20 protein-coding genes are annotated in these 16,319 nt (G+C 29.9%); 14 read left to right on the top strand and 6 right to left on the bottom strand.

Features of this window, described 5'->3' with window-relative positions; genetic code table 11:
• Positions 1 to 28 precede the first annotated feature (28 nt).
• Genes topA through L8V85_RS04400 form a run of 5 tightly spaced genes read left to right on the top strand, consistent with a single transcriptional unit; the run spans position 29 to position 5,556 of the window.
• On the top strand, positions 29 to 2,113 hold the full coding sequence (gene topA, locus L8V85_RS04380) for a type I DNA topoisomerase (protein WP_412175246.1): 2,085 nt from the start codon (positions 29 to 31) through the stop codon (positions 2,111 to 2,113).
• Positions 2,113 to 2,949, top strand: a complete 837-nt coding sequence (locus L8V85_RS04385; protein WP_039627786.1) for a biotin synthase — start codon at positions 2,113 to 2,115, stop codon at positions 2,947 to 2,949. Before topA ends, L8V85_RS04385 begins: the two co-directional genes overlap by 1 nt.
• Positions 2,930 to 4,108, top strand: a complete 1,179-nt coding sequence (locus L8V85_RS04390; RefSeq protein ID WP_133319939.1) for a cation:proton antiporter — start codon at positions 2,930 to 2,932, stop codon at positions 4,106 to 4,108. Before L8V85_RS04385 ends, L8V85_RS04390 begins: the two co-directional genes overlap by 20 nt.
• Before the next feature lie 39 nt (positions 4,109 to 4,147).
• Positions 4,148 to 4,906, top strand: a complete 759-nt coding sequence (locus L8V85_RS04395; protein WP_263737533.1) for a 3'(2'),5'-bisphosphate nucleotidase CysQ — start codon at positions 4,148 to 4,150, stop codon at positions 4,904 to 4,906.
• Complete coding sequence (locus L8V85_RS04400; protein ID WP_263737534.1) at positions 4,906 to 5,556, top strand: hypothetical protein; 651 nt, start codon at positions 4,906 to 4,908, stop codon at positions 5,554 to 5,556. The genes L8V85_RS04395 and L8V85_RS04400 overlap by 1 nt, the downstream gene beginning before the upstream one ends.
• On the opposite strand, the gene L8V85_RS04405 is transcribed toward L8V85_RS04400, so the two are convergent.
• From L8V85_RS04405 to L8V85_RS04415, 3 genes are read right to left on the bottom strand one after another with little or no spacing between them, the layout of a single operon-like run.
• Positions 5,549 to 6,325 (bottom strand): UDP-N-acetylmuramate dehydrogenase, encoded by a 777-nt coding sequence (locus L8V85_RS04405; protein ID WP_263737535.1) that lies wholly within the window; start codon positions 6,323 to 6,325, stop codon positions 5,549 to 5,551. The genes L8V85_RS04400 and L8V85_RS04405 overlap by 8 nt on opposite strands.
• Positions 6,322 to 6,588, bottom strand: coding sequence for a flagellar biosynthesis protein FliQ (gene fliQ / locus L8V85_RS04410; RefSeq protein WP_012660903.1), 267 nt, complete (start codon positions 6,586 to 6,588; stop codon positions 6,322 to 6,324). Before fliQ ends, L8V85_RS04405 begins: the two co-directional genes overlap by 4 nt.
• Before the next feature lie 27 nt (positions 6,589 to 6,615).
• Positions 6,616 to 7,479: a menaquinone biosynthesis family protein gene (locus L8V85_RS04415; protein ID WP_263737536.1), complete on the bottom strand. Its 864-nt coding sequence runs from the start codon at positions 7,477 to 7,479 to the stop codon at positions 6,616 to 6,618.
• Between the two features lie 109 nt (positions 7,480 to 7,588).
• On the opposite strand from L8V85_RS04415, the gene recA reads away from it, so the two are divergent.
• The 4 genes from recA to L8V85_RS04435 all read left to right on the top strand — a co-directional run bounded on the left by recA (position 7,589) and on the right by L8V85_RS04435 (position 10,818).
• Positions 7,589 to 8,623 carry a recombinase RecA gene (gene recA / locus L8V85_RS04420; RefSeq protein WP_263694496.1) on the top strand — a complete coding sequence of 345 codons (1,035 nt, stop codon included), beginning with the start codon at positions 7,589 to 7,591 and terminating at the stop codon, positions 8,621 to 8,623.
• Entirely contained in the window at positions 8,623 to 9,867 is a 1,245-nt protein-coding gene (gene eno / locus L8V85_RS04425) for a phosphopyruvate hydratase (protein WP_133319944.1), read from the top strand. The genes recA and eno overlap by 1 nt, the downstream gene beginning before the upstream one ends.
• Before the next feature lie 101 nt (positions 9,868 to 9,968).
• Entirely contained in the window at positions 9,969 to 10,145 is a 177-nt protein-coding gene (locus L8V85_RS04430; RefSeq protein WP_259443318.1) for a hypothetical protein, read from the top strand.
• Positions 10,135 to 10,818, top strand: a complete 684-nt coding sequence (locus L8V85_RS04435; protein WP_133319946.1) for an AMIN domain-containing protein — start codon at positions 10,135 to 10,137, stop codon at positions 10,816 to 10,818. The genes L8V85_RS04430 and L8V85_RS04435 overlap by 11 nt, the downstream gene beginning before the upstream one ends.
• 16 nt (positions 10,819 to 10,834) lie before the next feature.
• Here the strand turns inward: L8V85_RS04435 and L8V85_RS04440 are convergent, their stop codons facing one another.
• Positions 10,835 to 11,218 carry a group III truncated hemoglobin gene (locus L8V85_RS04440; protein ID WP_263737537.1) on the bottom strand — a complete coding sequence of 128 codons (384 nt, stop codon included), beginning with the start codon at positions 11,216 to 11,218 and terminating at the stop codon, positions 10,835 to 10,837.
• 111 nt (positions 11,219 to 11,329) lie between these two features.
• On the opposite strand from L8V85_RS04440, the gene L8V85_RS04445 reads away from it, so the two are divergent.
• A complete protein-coding gene (locus L8V85_RS04445) occupies positions 11,330 to 11,806 on the top strand; it encodes a cysteine permease (protein WP_263659937.1) in 477 nt (158 codons plus the stop codon).
• Here the strand turns inward: L8V85_RS04445 and L8V85_RS04450 are convergent.
• Positions 11,775 to 13,085: an MFS transporter gene (locus L8V85_RS04450; RefSeq protein WP_263737538.1), complete on the bottom strand. Its 1,311-nt coding sequence runs from the start codon at positions 13,083 to 13,085 to the stop codon at positions 11,775 to 11,777. The genes L8V85_RS04445 and L8V85_RS04450 overlap by 32 nt on opposite strands.
• A gap of 2 nt (positions 13,086 to 13,087) precedes the next feature.
• Positions 13,088 to 13,249 carry a highly acidic protein gene (locus tag L8V85_RS04455; protein WP_133319950.1) on the bottom strand — a complete coding sequence of 54 codons (162 nt, stop codon included), beginning with the start codon at positions 13,247 to 13,249 and terminating at the stop codon, positions 13,088 to 13,090.
• A gap of 87 nt (positions 13,250 to 13,336) precedes the next feature.
• On the opposite strand from L8V85_RS04455, the gene moaC reads away from it, so the two are divergent.
• The 4 genes from moaC to L8V85_RS04475 form a co-directional block, all read left to right on the top strand.
• A complete protein-coding gene (gene moaC / locus L8V85_RS04460) occupies positions 13,337 to 13,810 on the top strand; it encodes a cyclic pyranopterin monophosphate synthase MoaC (protein WP_263737539.1) in 474 nt (157 codons plus the stop codon).
• Positions 13,788 to 14,051: a DUF493 domain-containing protein gene (locus L8V85_RS04465; RefSeq protein ID WP_263737540.1), complete on the top strand. Its 264-nt coding sequence runs from the start codon at positions 13,788 to 13,790 to the stop codon at positions 14,049 to 14,051. The genes moaC and L8V85_RS04465 overlap by 23 nt, the downstream gene beginning before the upstream one ends.
• Before the next feature lie 12 nt (positions 14,052 to 14,063).
• Positions 14,064 to 15,194, top strand: a complete 1,131-nt coding sequence (locus tag L8V85_RS04470) for a hypothetical protein (protein WP_133319953.1) — start codon at positions 14,064 to 14,066, stop codon at positions 15,192 to 15,194.
• 50 nt (positions 15,195 to 15,244) lie between these two features.
• Positions 15,245 to 16,319, top strand: a 1,075-nt coding sequence (locus L8V85_RS04475; protein ID WP_263737541.1) for a cache domain-containing protein, incomplete at its 3' end; no start/stop codon positions are given.

Raw genomic sequence — 16,319 nt, forward strand, 5'->3', positions numbered from 1 at the left:
ACTAATTTTAATCCTTATAAGGAAAATAATGAAAAATTTAATCATAGTAGAATCACCTGCTAAAGCTAAAACCATAGGTAATTTTCTAGGTAAAGACTATGAAGTAATAGCTTCTAAAGGCCACATTAGAGATTTACCTAAAACTAGCTTTGGTATAAAAATAGAAGATGAAAATTTTAAACCAGAATATAGAATTTCAAATGATCATTCAAGTTTAGTAAAAGAACTCAAAGAAAAAGCTAAAAAAGCTAAAACCATCTACCTTGCAACCGATGAGGATCGTGAGGGTGAAGCCATAGCTTATCATATAGCTAAGGCTATTAATAAAGATGAAAATTCCCTGCCACGCATAGTTTTTCATGAGATTACTAAAAGCGCTATAGAAAATGCTTTAAAAAACCCAAGATCTTTAAATGTAAATAGCGTCAATGCCCAACAAACTAGACGCTTACTTGATCGCATAGTAGGCTATAAATTAAGTCCTTTACTAAATCAAAAAATCCAAAAAGGCTTAAGTGCAGGGCGTGTGCAAAGCGCGGCTTTAAAAATCATCGTCGATAGAGAAAGAGAAATAAAAGCTTTTATTCCTTTAAAATACTTTAGTATAGATATGATTTTTGAAAAAGACTTGCAAGCCGAATTAGTCGAATTTCAAAATCAAAAAATAGAAAAACTAAGTCTAACTAACGAAGATAGAGCCAAACTCATCTTTGAAGCTTGCAAAAATGCTAACTTTAAAATAAAAGATATAGAAAGTAAAGATAGAAAAATAGCTCCACAAGCACCTTTTATGACTTCAACCTTGCAACAAAGCGCGAGCAATCGCCTAGGTTTTAACCCTAAAAAAACCATGATGATTGCTCAAAAACTTTACGAGGGTGTAAAAACCCATCAAGGTATTATGGGTGTGATTACTTATATGAGAACTGACAGCTTAAACATCGCAAAAGAAGCTTTAGAAGAAGTAAGAAAACTCATCAAAAATGATTTTGGCAAAGAATACTTACCAAGCAAAGCAAATATTTATACCACTAAAAGCAAAGGCGCTCAAGAAGCACATGAAGCTATAAGACCGACTAATCTTAGCTTTACGCCAAAACTTGCAAGTGAATTTTTAGAAAAAGATGAAGCAAGATTATATACTTTAATATATAATCGCTTTTTAGCTTCACAAATGAATCCTGCTATATCTCAAACTCAAAATGTTTATGCAAAATCAAATGAAGCAAGTTTTAAAATAAGCGGTAGAAAAATTTTATTTGATGGGCATTATAAAGTATATGGAGATATGGATAAAGATAAAATTTTACCTAATTTAAAACTAGAAGATATACTAAATATACAAAATATAGAATTAAGCTCACATTTTACCGAGCCACCTTCAAGATACTCTGAAGCTGGGCTTGTTAAAAAGTTAGAAAATCTTGGCATAGGACGCCCTTCAACTTATGCTCCAACCATCTCTTTACTTAGTGCAAGAGAATATGTGCGTATAGATAAAAAGCAAATCATACCCAATGAAATAGCCTTTGTTGTAACAGAAGTTTTAGAACAAAACTTTAGTGATATAGTAGATAGTGATTTTACTTCTAAAATGGAAGATAAACTTGATATCATTGCAGAAGGCAAAATGGACTGGCAAGAAGTTTTAAGAGAGTTTTATTTTCCTTTTATGAGAAAAATTGATGAAGGTAAAAAAAATATAAAAAGCCAAAAAACTTTCACAAAGCTAGATGAAACCTGCCCTGATTGCGGTGGAGAGCTTGCTATAAGAAAAGGAAGATATGGAGAATTTATAGCTTGTTTAAATTTTCCAAAATGTAAATACTCAAGAAATTTAAAACAAGAAACACAAAATGAAGAAAAAAGCGAGAAAAAACTCAATACCATAGGCGTGAAATGCCCAAGCTGTCAAGAAGGTGAGATCGTGGAGCGTTTTTCTAAGCGTGGTAAATTTTATGGATGTAGTGCTTATCCAAAATGCAACTATATAAGCAAATACAAACCAAGTGAAGAAAAATGTAGCAAATGTGGTGAAACTTTGATTATCAAAGAGCTTAAAAAAGGCACATTTTTAGAGTGCTTAAAATGCAAAATCAAAAAGGAAATTTAATGCAAATCATGCTTTGTGCTATATCTAATATAGCAAGTGGAGGGTGCGGGGAAGATTGTAAATACTGCACTCAAAGCGCTCATGTAAAAACTAATATCAACAAATACAAAAGAAAAGATATAGATCAAATTGTTTTAGAAGCTAAAATAGCTAAGAAAAACGAGGCTTTAGGTTTTTGTTTAGTTACAGCAGGTGCTGGACTTGATGATGAAAAACTTGAGTATGTGTGCAAAGTAGCTCATGCGGTGCAAAAAGAAGTAGAAGGACTTTTACTCATAGCTTGCAATGGCATAGCAAATTTAGAACAACTCAAAGAATTAAAAAAAGCAGGAATTTTTTCTTATAATCATAATCTAGAAACTTCTAAAGAATTTTTTCCAAACATATGCTCTACGCATACTTGGGAGCAAAGATTTCAAACTAATCTTTATGCTAAAGAAGCAGGTTTAATGCTTTGCTGTGGCGGAATTTATGGTCTTGGAGAAAGTGAAGCCGATAGAAAAAGTTTTAGAACAAGTTTAAAAGAGCTTGATCCTTTTTCCTCGCCTATTAATTTTTTCATACCAAATGAAAATTTAAAGCTCAAGCAAAACTTATTAAATGCTGATGAGGCGTTAAATATCATCAAAGACACTAAAAAAGATTTACCAAATGCACATATCATGGTAGCAGGTGGTAGAGAAGTAGTGCTAAAAGAAAGACAATATGAAATTTTTGACGCAGGAGCTAGTGCTATAGTAGTAGGTGATTATCTTACAACTAAAGGCGAAGAACCTAGCAAAGATATACAAAAACTAAAACAAATGGGATTTAGCTTTGCTAGCTCATGCCATTGATGCTCAAGCTGCTACGGATTTAAAAATTTTATTAGTCGTAGCAGGATGTTTGCTTACTTCACCTTATATTGCTAAATTTTTAAAACTCCCACTTTCAGCCACTGAAATTATGCTTGGCTCTTTTATAGGATTTTTAGGTTTTATAGGAGAAAGTGAGAATTTTAAGCTTTTGGCTAATGCAGGATTTTACTATCTTATGTTTATAGCAGGGATGGAAATCAATCTTAAAACCTTTTTAAAAACCGAAAGAAGCTTACTTAATAAAGCTTTTATTTACATCATACTTTTATATGTTTTTAGTGTTTTAGCGGTTGAAAGTATAGATATTTCTTATATTTTTGTCATTATCATACCTGTTATGAGCGTGGGTTTGCTCTCAACGCTTTATAGAGACTTTGGCAAAAACTGTGAATGGCTTAATGTATCCATGGTGGTAGCCACTTTAGCTGAAGTTGTGAGCATAGTTTTACTTACCATAGCTGCAGCATTTTTGGGAAAAGGTGCTGATCTTTTCTCACTCACTCAAAATTTATTATACTTGGTGGGATTTTTAGCACTTTGTATTTTTGGATTTAAATTTTTAGAAGTACTTTTTTGGTGGTATCCACAACTTAAAACCATACTCATGCCTTGGCAAGATCAAAATGAAAAAGATATAAGATTTTGCATGGCAATTTTCATAGCCATAGTTGCGATTATGATTTATTTTAAACTTGAAGTTGCACTTGGAGCTTTTATAGCGGGTTCATTTATAGCTACTTTTTTTGATCATAAAAAAGACTTAGAGCACAAACTTTCTAGTTTTGGTTATGGCTTTTTAATCCCTATATTTTTCATTTATATAGGTTCAAGCTTTAAACTCCAAATGCTTTTAAATCCTCAAGTTTTAATCATAGCTTTTTCACTAACTATCTTTATGATAGGACTAAGAATACTTTGTGCTATGACTTTTGTAAAAATACTTGGTTTAAAAAATACCTTTTTATTTGGCTTAAGCCATTCTATGCCACTAACCTTACTTATCGCAGTAGCTACGCTTTCTTATCAAACTAATATTATCACTCAAGATATATACTCAGGATTAGTGCTTACTGCTTTACTTGAAGCAATTTTAGCTATTAGCTTAATAAAATTTATCAATAATCTTAGTAGAAAATAACTCTACTAAGTATTTATTTTCACTTGCTATAATTTTCTTATGAAAAATTTAGACACACTTTTAGAATTAGCCTTAAAAGCAGGCAAGGAAGCCTCTAAGGTATTGCTTGAATATAAAGACAAAAATACCTTATGGCTTAAAGATGATGATTCCCCGGTAGGTTTAGCTGATATAAAATCTAATGAAGCCATTAGTGAAATTTTAGCTTCAAGCGATATAGCTATATGCTCTGAAGAAAATATACTTTCTTATGAAGAAAGAAAAAATTTAGAGTATTTTTGGCTAATAGATCCTCTTGATGGCACTAAATCTTATGCTAAAAAAGATAAAGAATATTGTGTTTTAATCGCATTAATCCATAAAAACACTCCTGTGCTTTCGCTTATAGGCGATGTGGAAAATAATGCGTTTTATTATGCACATACCTATACTAAAGTTTATAAAAATAATGAAATTTTAAATCTTAATTTAGAGCAATACGAAAAGGTTAAAAATATAGCCCTTTACTCTAAAAATCATGATAATAATGAAGATTTTTTTATTCAAAATCATCTTGAAGGCATTAAGGTTTCATCTGCTTTAAAGTTTGTATATTTACTTGAAGCAAAAGCTGGAATTTACCCGCGTTTTGGTGGCCCAAAAGCTTGGGATATAGCTGCGGGAGATTTTTTAGTCAAACAAAATGGTGGAATTTTATACGATTTTGATAAAAAGGCCTTAAACTACAATAGTCCTGATTTTAAACTTCCAAGTTTTATAGCTTTTGCTAAGAATGAATTTAAATTAAAAGGTTTTTAGTGAGATTTTTTTTGGTGTTTTTGTGTTTTTTAAGTGCTATTTATGCCAATTCTTTTGCAAATAAAAAAATCATCAAATTACAAAATAATGATAATTTTAATATCATCAATCTTGATCAAGATATAAATTATGATAAACTCTCACACATTAGCACCTTAGCTTTAGTGCCAAGCTATGAAAAAGAATATAATTTTTATTTTTCAAATTTAAAAATCGATGCTAAAAGCATGGCAAAAGACACACTAAAAGCATTAAGTGCTATTTTAAATGAGCAAAATAATTTTGCCTTACTTAGTCAAAAAGAAAACCAAACTTACATCGATAGCCAAAATATCTTACAAATAAATAAAAATTTCATCAATGCAAGTGAGTTTTTAGAATTTAATCGTTTCAAAAAGGCTGATTTTATTATTTTGCTAGATTTAAAAAGCATTCAAGCAAGCCAACAAAATTTCTTGCTTTTTTCAATTTTTGAAGTCAAAGCCGACATAGAATACAAACTTTTTAATGCTAAAACAAAAAAACTAAAAGATCATAAAATCCTTACTATCAATACTCAATTTAGCACAAATGATAAAAATAAATCTTATCAAGAATTAGTCCAAGAAATAGCTAAAATTGTTTATGAAGATATTAAAAATACTATATAATTACCACTTCTTCTTCTAAAACAATCCCAAATTCTTCAAAAACTCTTTTTTTAGCAAGCTCTATCAAAAATAAAGCATCATCAAAACTAGCATGTTTTTTATTGATTAAAAAATTTGCATGTTCATTGCTAAACATCGCATCATTTTTACTAAAACCTTTAAGATTAACTGCTTCTATCAACCTTCCCGCATGATCGTTTTTGGGATTTTTAAAAATAGAACCAAAGGTAGCACCTTTGGGTTGATTTTTTCTTGCATTTTTTAAAAGCTCATCTTTAACTGGGTCAAATCCATATTCTAAAAAAAACTTCGCGCTAAACATCACTTCTTTAATAGGATTAAACCTATAAGCAAAAGCAATATTTTGTTTTAAAATTTCTTGATTAAAAGTGCAAATACTAATTAAATTTTTGCTAATATCCTCATCTTTTAATCCTGCATTCATTTTTAAAATACCGCCCAAAGTCCCTGGGATATTTCTTAAAAACTCAAAGCCTTTTAAGTTATTTTCTTTAGCAAAATGATATATTTTAAAAGATTTCACGCTAGAGCCTATCTCTAAAAACATACCTTTTTCATTTTGCTCTAAAATTTTAATATAATCAAAACTTTTCCCTAAAATTCCAAGTTTTTTGGGTTTTGGAGAGATTAAAAGATTATTTGCCCCACCTATTAAAAAACCATCAAATTCGCAAGGCTCTTCAAGTATTTGCACTTCAAAGCTCTCACCTATACGCACAGAAGAATACTTAGAAAAATCAATAATCATCTAATAAAGCTTGGAATTTGATTTAAAATATTAGTTGTAAAATCAATCATAGAACTTATCATCCAAGGCATTAAAAATACTATTACCACAACAACAAGTAAAATTTTTGGCACAAAAGAAAGCGTGGCTTCGTTAATTTGCGTTACAGCTTGAAAAATACTTATAATAAGCCCTGCAATAAGCCCTGCTAAAAGCATAGGTAAAGAAAGCATAAGTGTGATTTTAAAAGTTTGTACACCCAAGGCTACTAAAGTACTTTCCATATTTTCTCCTTAAAAATTTAAATTCTATCAAGAATTTCTAAATTCTTCATACTCACTAGGGATAAGATAATCTTTACTTTTTATTAACTTCTCATAAAATCCATGATTATATCCAAGCTCAAAAAGCTTATCTATGGCATTGTATTGTTTATCATTCATATTAATAGAGTTTTTATTTGCATATAAATTTAAATACACATCAAGTTTTTGTGCATCAACGCGTATTAAATTACGCTCTAAAAGCATGGAGGCTAAGATTTTTCTATTATGATCGGCTACTTCTACTGCTTTAATCAAATCTTTTTCAACCGCTATTGCATCACTAAGCGGTAAAGATCTTCTAAGGGCCATACCACCTAAAGGTAAAGGTAAATCATTTTTTGCTAATTCTTGCCAAATATCCCAAAGTTCAGCCTCAACACACAAACTAGAATCAAATTCTAAAATACTCTCATGTATAAGCACTCCCGCATCAACTTCATCTTCTAAAACAGCCTTTTCAATCTCTAAAAAATTCTTATAAATTATTCTAGCTTGTGGATATTTTATGCGAAAGATTAAAGCATTAGTGGTATGTGCTCCACTTAAAGCAACTTTAAAATTTGACTTTAATTTTTTATTCTTTTTCTTAATAAGCTTTGGCCCATAACCCTCACCAAAACTCACAGCAGTTTTTAATAAAGCATATTCACTAGCTATTAAAGGATAAAGTGCAAAAGATATCGCACTAACATCGTATATATTTTCCAATGCAAGCTCATTTAAAGTTTGTATATCCAAGGCTGTATTTTCATACTCATAAGCATTTCCAACCCAACCAAATTTAATCGCCATATACATAAAAATATCATCAGCATCAGGAGAGTGTGCTACGCTAATTTTTTTATTCATTTTTTTCCTTAAAAATCTAAAAAAGTATTTTAGCAAAATTCAAAATAAAAACTTATATTAAATTTCTTTTTGATACAATTTTAAACATATTATAAAAGGATTAACAAGCATGGATGATAATAAAAGAAAATCACTTGATGCAGCCTTAAAAAGTCTTGATAAAACCTTTGGAAAAGGTACTATTTTAAGACTTGGCGATAAAGAAGTTGAAAAAATTGATTCTATTCCTACAGGTTCTGTTGGACTTGATTTAGCTTTAGGAATTGGTGGGGTTCCAAAAGGAAGAATTATAGAAATTTATGGACCTGAAAGTTCAGGTAAAACTACACTTACCTTACACATCATAGCAGAATGTCAAAAAAAAGGTGGAGTTTGTGCGTTTATTGATGCTGAACACGCTCTTGATGTAAGATATGCAAAAAATTTAGGTGTTGATACAGAAAATCTTTACATCTCTCAACCAGATTTTGGAGAACAAGCCTTAGAAATCGTTGAAACTATAGCAAGAAGTGGAGCCATTGATCTAATAGTGGTAGATAGCGTTGCTGCACTTACTCCAAAAGCAGAAATCGAAGGTGATATGGGAGATCAACATGTAGGTCTTCAAGCAAGATTAATGAGCCAAGCTTTAAGAAAATTAACCGGTATAGTTCATAAAATGAACACTACTGTAGTTTTCATCAATCAAATTCGTATGAAAATAGGCATGATGGGCTATGGCACTCCTGAAACAACTACTGGCGGAAATGCTTTAAAATTTTATGCTTCAGTGCGTTTAGATGTAAGAAAAACAGCCACCTTAAAACAAAATGATGAGCCTATTGGAAACCGCGTTAAAGTAAAAGTGGCTAAAAACAAAGTAGCCCCTCCTTTTAAACAAGCTGAATTTGATGTGATGTTTGGTGAGGGTGTAAGTCGTGAAGGCGAGCTAATAGATTATGGTGTAAAACTTGATATTATTGATAAAAGTGGTGCATGGTTTTCTTACAAGGCTTCTAAACTTGGTCAAGGTAGAGAAAATGCTAAAGCCTTTTTAAAAGAAAATCCAGCTATTGCAGATGAAATTACTCAAGCTATACAAAACTCAATCGGTATAGATAGTATGATTTTGGGCGCAAAAGAAGACGATGAAGGAGAAGAATAATGTTGATTATTGAAGATTTAAGAGCTTTTGAAGTTTTAGATAGTAGAGGCAATCCTACCATTAAAGCTGAAATCATGCTAAGCGATGGCAGCGTGGGTAGTGCTATCGTTCCAAGTGGTGCAAGCACAGGAAAAAAAGAAGCTTTGGAATTAAGAGATAATGATGAGAGATTTGGCGGAAAAGGTGTTTTAAAAGCGATTGAAAATATCAATGGCACCATAGCTGAAAATATTATAGGGCTTGATGCGTTCAATCAAACCCAACTAGATAATACTCTTTTAGAGCTTGATGGCACAAAAAACTACTCTAATCTAGGAGCAAATGCAACTTTAGGAATTTCTATGGCAACAGCACGCGCTGCTGCTAATGCACTAGGCGTACCTTTATATCGCTACTTAGGTGGAGCAAATGCAAGTGTATTACCTGTGCCAATGTGCAATATCATCAACGGCGGTGCGCACGCAAACAATAGTGTAGATTTTCAAGAATTTATGATTATGCCTTTTGGTTTTTCAAGCTTTAAAGAAGGATTGAGATCAGTTTGTGAAATTTATGCAGTATTAAAAAAAGAACTAGCTAATCTAGGTCACTCTACTGCTTTAGGCGATGAGGGTGGTTTTGCACCAAATTTAGCAAACAACACTGAACCACTTGATCTTTTAATGACTTGTATTAAAAAAGCAGGCTATGAAAATAAAATCAAACTAGCGCTAGATGTAGCAAGTAGTGAGCTTTATAAAGATGGTAAATACCATTTAGAGGGTAAAGTTTTCTCAAGTGAAGACTTGATTGCTCGCTATGAAGAATTATGTGCTAAATATCCTATTTTTAGTATTGAAGATGGTTTAGCTGAAGATGATTATGAAGGTTGGATTAAACTCACTCAAAAGCTTGGCAATAAAATTCAACTTGTGGGTGATGATTTGTTTGTAACTAATGAAGATATTTTAAGAGAAGGTATCATGAAAAATATGGCAAATGCTGTATTGATTAAGCCTAATCAAATCGGAACAATCACTCAAACTATGAGAACAGTAAGACTAGCTCATAGAAATAATTACAGATGTATTATGAGTCATAGAAGTGGGGAAAGCGAAGATGCTTTTATAGCTGATTTTGCAGTAGCGCTTAATACAGGACAAATCAAAACAGGAGCTCTAGCAAGAGGTGAAAGAACAGCTAAATACAATCGCTTATTAGAAATCGAACTTGATAATGATGAGTATTTAGGAGATAAGCTCTGAGTGATTTATTAAAAGAGTATGATGAGCATTCTAAAAAGAAAGAGGCTCGTCATCATCTAATAAAAACTATTGCATTATCATTTGTAGCTATTATTGTTGCTATGTATTTTGGTAATATGTTTTTTGGCAAATCCTCTTTAGATGTTTTATTATCGCTTAAAGAGGAGCAAAAAATTTTAGAGAAAAACATAATAACCTTAAAAGCTAAAAATGCCCAAGCTCAAAAAGAATATTTACAGCTTTTAAGACTTAAAGGAGAAAATTCGCATGAGAATTAAATTTTTTTTACTATTTTTATTATCCTGTGTATTTTTAAATGCAAAAGATAATCCTTTTGACAATAACTCAGAACAACAAAACACCGAATTTGTAAAACTTAGTCCTTTTCAAAGACAGGATTTTACTTTTAATTCTGATGCAAGAATTTTAAAAAATATTACCATTACCTACATTAACCTTGATGGCTCTGAAGAGCAAACTACTCTAGATATATACAAAAGTATCAATTGGCATGACACTTACTCATTTATAAAAGCCAAAAGTCCAAATGCCACACCTATACTTGATGTTTCTGTTACTGTGCCACAAGAACAAGGGGTAAAAAACACTAAAACAGAAGAAAACAATACCACTTTAAATATTGAAACACCAATTTTTAGTGGAAATATTTATAATTTTATTTCTATTAGCTTTTATAACAATAAGATTAATATCAAAACCGAAGATAGAATGCTAAGACATTTATCTATAGGAGATCCAACTAAAATCATTATAGATTTTGCTAAAAAGCAAAATTTCAATACAAAAACTTTACAAGTTAATACTGCTCATGTTAGAAAAGTTGTATTTGGATCACATAAAGGATATTATCGTTTGGTAATTTATCTTGATGGAAAATATAGTTATAAATACTCTCAAGGTGAAAATTTACATACCTTTAACTATCGCTAAGAGTTTTTAAAAACTCTTAAGCAAATCTGTGATCATAAATAATCATTTGAAATCTTTGAGCTATCATTTTAGCTCTTTCTATAACAATACTTCTTGGTTCATCTTCAAAAACTTCTTGCAAACTCTCATCAAACAGATTAAGCCAAACATCAAAAAATTCTCTTGGAAATGAAGGTAGTTCATGATGAGCTCTCAAAGGAGAACCGCTATAACTTGGATCACCTAAAAACACCCCTGCCCAAAAACTTGCTATTTTTTCTTTGTGTTTTTTCCAACTCTCATCATCTATACCAATTTTTTCATTAAAAATAGGCCCTAAATCCTTGTCTATTCTAACTTTTGCATAAAAAACATCCATAAGTTTTTTTATACCCTCATGATTAATAGTTTCAAATTTCATACTTTTCCTTAAAAAATAATTTTGGCTTATTGTATTAAATTTAGAAATTAAAAATATAAACAAAAGTCAATTTTTAGTATAATCATAAAAAAACAAATTTAAAGAAAAAATATGACTTATACTATTTTACCACCCAATCAATTCTTGGATAATTATATTTTAAATATACAATTACACCAATTAGCAAATATTTCCAAAAATGCTTATAAATTTTGGAAAAATGTTCAGGCAGCACGCTATCAAGGCACAAGAGTGGTATTTTTACATAAAAAAAGTATTTTACAAAAACACCAACATCTTATACAAAAATGTGAAAATCTAAGTGGCTTTGTATTAGCAAGCGCCTTTTGCTCATTTACTACTTTAGCTCCATCACATTTGGTAGAAAAAAACAATTCTCAAATTTATAAAATCTTAGATATAAAAGAAGTTTGTGGGGTTAAATTTGTAAATTTAAAAGCATTTTACGATTTTTTAAATTTAGATTATAGTTATAATATTTATATCGAAAAATGCCATTTTTTCAGTCCTACTCCTTTGGAAAAACGCATTAAAATCACTGAGAGTATGTGCGTTGGGTATTACTAAGATATTTAAATATCAAAGCACAAGTAAGCGAAATTATAGCCATAGCAAACATATAAAATCCTAAAGAAAAACGAGCAATATTTTCTAAATTTCCCAAAGCAATAGTGTGTAAAAATAAAGCAAGTTGCGGAGTAAACCCACCAGCTATTGCATAAGCTATATTATAAGAAAAACTAAGCCCTGAAAATTTAATCTTAGCATCAAATACCTCACTCATCATCAAAGGACAAAAATTCATCACTCCGGTAAAAAAGCAAGCGCTTAAATAATACACACTCACTAAATTAAAATCAGGTGTTTTAGTATAAAGAGCGTTAAAATAAAATAAACAAGTTAAGAAAAATCCTAGCGAAAAAATCATACAAGCTTTTACTATACCTATTTTATCAGCCAAAATTCCACTTAATATACAACCAATTACAAGCACAACTATACCAAACATTTGTATGTAAGTTTGAACGCTTGCATCAATATTTAACATTTTTGCCATAAAAGAAGGTATAGTTAAAATCATCACAACAATACAAGCCGTCAAAACCCAAGTTATCAACATAGAAAGTACAACGCCCAGCTTAGCTTTTCTAAATACCTCTTTTAAAGGGAATTTTTCTAAAGCCTTATCTTTTTTCATTTGTTCAAAAACAGGTGTTTCTTGTAAAAATTTACGCAAATAAGCAGAAATAATCCCAAAAATTCCTCCTAAGAAAAATGGAATTCTCCAGGCCCATTCATAAAGTTCTTCTTGTGTAAAAAACTTATTCATCATTAAAAATACAAAACTTCCAAGCAAAATTCCACCTACTACAGAAGCTGTTAAAAATCCAAGATAAGTGCGTTTTTGTCCATTTGGAGCATGCTCAAAAACAAAAACCCAAGCACCAGGTAATTCCCCACTTATAGCTATACCTTGACAAATCCTTACAAATATTAAAAATACTATACATAAATATCCTATGCTTTCATAAGTAGGTATAAAAGCAAGCATAAAAGTTGGCACAACCATCAGTAAAATACTAAGCATAAACATTTTTTTACGACCAAATTTATCACCAAAATGTGCCATGATTATACCACCAAGTGGTCTAGCTAAATATCCTGCGGCAAAAATTCCATAAGTATTAAACATTTTCCAAAATGGACTTAAATCTTCAGGAAAAAAATTTTTAGAAATATAACTTGCAAAAAATACAAAAATGATAAAATCGTAAAATTCTAAAGTCCCTCCCAAAGAAGAAAGACTCAAAACTTTTATGTCTTTTTTAGTAAGATTTTTACCCACGATTAATCCATCTCATAAGTATCATCATCACTATAATCATCATCGTATTCATAATCATCATCATCATAATTATATGATCTTTGATTATTTGCATAAGTATCATCATCTGCTTCATCATACATTTCATCATCATAATTTTCAAATTCTTCATCATCATAAGCCATTGCAAATCCTTTAAAATTTTTTAGTAGTATTTTAATATAAAAATATACATTTTGGTATAATTTTTCAAACTTTACTTAAGGAAAAATATGAATTTAACGCATTTAGATGAAAAAAATCACCCCAAAATGGTAGATGTAAGTCAAAAAGATATTACCCAAAGAGAAGCTTGTGCAAGCGGTAAAATATACATGAGTAAAGAAGCATTTGAAGCTATCATTGAAAACAAAGCTAAAAAAGGGCCTGTTTTGCAAACTGCCATCACAGCAGCCATAATAGGAGCTAAACAAACTTCAAATCTTATCCCAATGTGTCATCCTTTAATGATCTCAAAAGTACAAACCCATATAGAAGAAAACAAAGAAGAATGTTCTTTTCAACTCTTTGCAACCGTAAAATGTGAAGGAAAAACAGGAGTTGAAATGGAAAGCTTAACAGCTGTTAGCATTGGGCTTTTAACTATTTATGATATGGTTAAAGCTATTGATAAAAGCATGCAAATTACTAATATAGTTTTAGAAAGCAAAGAAGGAGGAAAAAGTGGTAAATATCTACGATCTTAAAAAAGAACCTATTATAAACTACCCTACTTTTTGGGATTATAAAGTCGTTTTTGAAGCTGAAGTTGATGCTTTAGAAATTTTCACCCAAATACTCAATGAAAGAGAATTTAAATATAAAATCTCAAATACTAGCAAACAAGGAACATATAAAAGTTATCTTTTAAGTGTTTATGTCGATAGTAAAGATGATCGTTTAAATATTTTTAATCAATTAAAAAGTAAAGCGAAATTTGTATTATAAAAAAGGAAAAATATGAAAAATTTAGCCATAATTTTTGAAAATTCTCTCTTAGCTTGTGAAAAAAATGAAATTCCAAACTTAATTAGTGAGCTTGTTTTTAATCTAAGTTATAAAAAAATTAGTTTTGAAAATACTAGCAATGAAGAGCTTTTTGCTATCTTTTCTAAAGTATTAGAAAAACTTGGACTTATAAATGAAGAAAATATTTCCAAAATAATCCAAGGTATTATTAAAGCTAGAGTTGAAGAAGATAAAAAAGCATTTTTTGTTTATATTAACGAATATGGCAAATTAAAAGTAAAAATAGAAGAACAAAAAAACACCATTAAACATAAAATTTGCGATAACTTTTTTGATTTAGAAAAGACTTTAAAAGATTTAAATTTAAATGAATTTAATATAAGTATCAATGATGCAATGCTTTATGATATAGAAATACTAGGCCTTTTAAAAGAAACTGCCGAGAGTGCTTTTATCACAACTTTAGAAAAAGGTGAAAACATAGAACTTACATCTTGTGAAATCGCTAAAAACCTTGTATTTAATGCAATTTGTGAAGGAAGCTTTGAAAAAGAAAGAATTTTAAAAATATCCCAAGTAGTTTTAAATGCTGCTTTTGAACTTGCTAACGAATCAAAGGCTTTTGCTTATGATTTATGCATAGGAAGTATTTATGGGACACAAGAAGGAATTTCTTTGGCGATTGAAAAATTTAAATCAAGCTTTGCATATAGTGCTTTAGAACATGATTTAAAAAATAAAGAAAAAGAACTTATAGACATAGAGCAAGAATTTATCCAAATGCTTAAAAAAATATCATTAGAATTTAATAATCCCGTAAAAGATATACTTAAAGATTTATTAGAAAATAAATTTGACACTTTATTTGCCAAATTTAAACGCTTAATACAAGAAAACAGAGAACAAATTCTTATCAAAATTAATGAAATTAAACAAAATCCAAAAATTGATGATTTTAGCAAGCTAGCACAAAGCAAACTCAATATCTTAGCTAAAGAGTTAAATGAACTCGAAAAACTCGCAAGCCATAAATATAAAAATTTAGATAAAAACAATGCAAAAGAATTGGGAGTGAGATTGTGGGAAAAAGCAAAAAAATTAATTAAAAAAAATATTAATTGATAATTAATTTTTAAAAATTAAAATTACAAAAATAAAATACGGAGGAAATTATGTTTAACACTTTGAAAGTTAAATTGTCTTTAATGGCAAATTTTTTCACTGCACTAAGTTTGATTATTTTAGGTGTGTTAAGTTTTTACTTTACCAAAACATACCTTTATGATAATGAGCTAAAAAGGCAAAATGATATTTTACAAGTTGCTCGAACTTCTTTAGAAACATTTCGAAAGCACAATAGTGATTTAATTTTAAATTTGGAAAAAACAATTTTGGAATTTCCATATGAAAAATTAAATTCCGAACAAGCTTTGATAGATAATGTTGGCTCTATTTTAAAATCATATAGAAAAGCTTCTGGAGTTTTATCTGCTTTTATAAGTTTAGATAATGGAGAAAATCTTGTAAGTAATGATACTAGTGATAAAAATAATAAAAATATCGAAATTTATGGACAAAATATCAACTATGATGCTAGAACTAGACCATGGTATATTGGAGCCAAAGAAAATAAAGATATTTTCATCACTTCTCCTTATATTGATAAAGCAACAAATCAATATGTAATAACATATACTAAATCTATATATAAAAATGGTAATTTTGTAGGAATTATTGGGGTTGATATTCCAGTAAAAGAGCTTCAAGAAAATTTTGAAAATATGCCTGGTAATAGCTTTTTATTTGATGAAAATGGAAAGATATTTGTTGCTAAAAACAAACAGTTATTAGATCCATCGGTAGATCATGGACCGGTATTAAATGCACACAAACAAAATGGTGATTATTCTTTCTTTGAATATGGATTAAAAGGAAAAGAAAGGCTAGGTATATGTGCTAAAATATCTTCTTACCTTGTTTGTAGCACCGAAAGTGCTGATGTTATAAATGAGCCTATTTTCAAAACAGCAACAATACAAACAATTGTTGTAAGTATCATGGTTGCCTTAAGTGTTATCATACTCTACTTCATCATCTCTTATTATCTATCCCCTTTGCAAGCAATCCAAAAAGGTATCAATTCTTTCTTTGACTTTATCAATCATAAAACAAAAGATTCTGCTATGATAGATGTTAAGACTAATGATGAATTTGGAGTTATTGCCAAAGCCATCAATGAAAACATCG

The organism is Campylobacter sp. IFREMER_LSEM_CL2090 (assembly GCF_025771865.1).
GTDB lineage: Bacteria > Campylobacterota > Campylobacteria > Campylobacterales > Campylobacteraceae > Campylobacter_D > Campylobacter_D lari_D.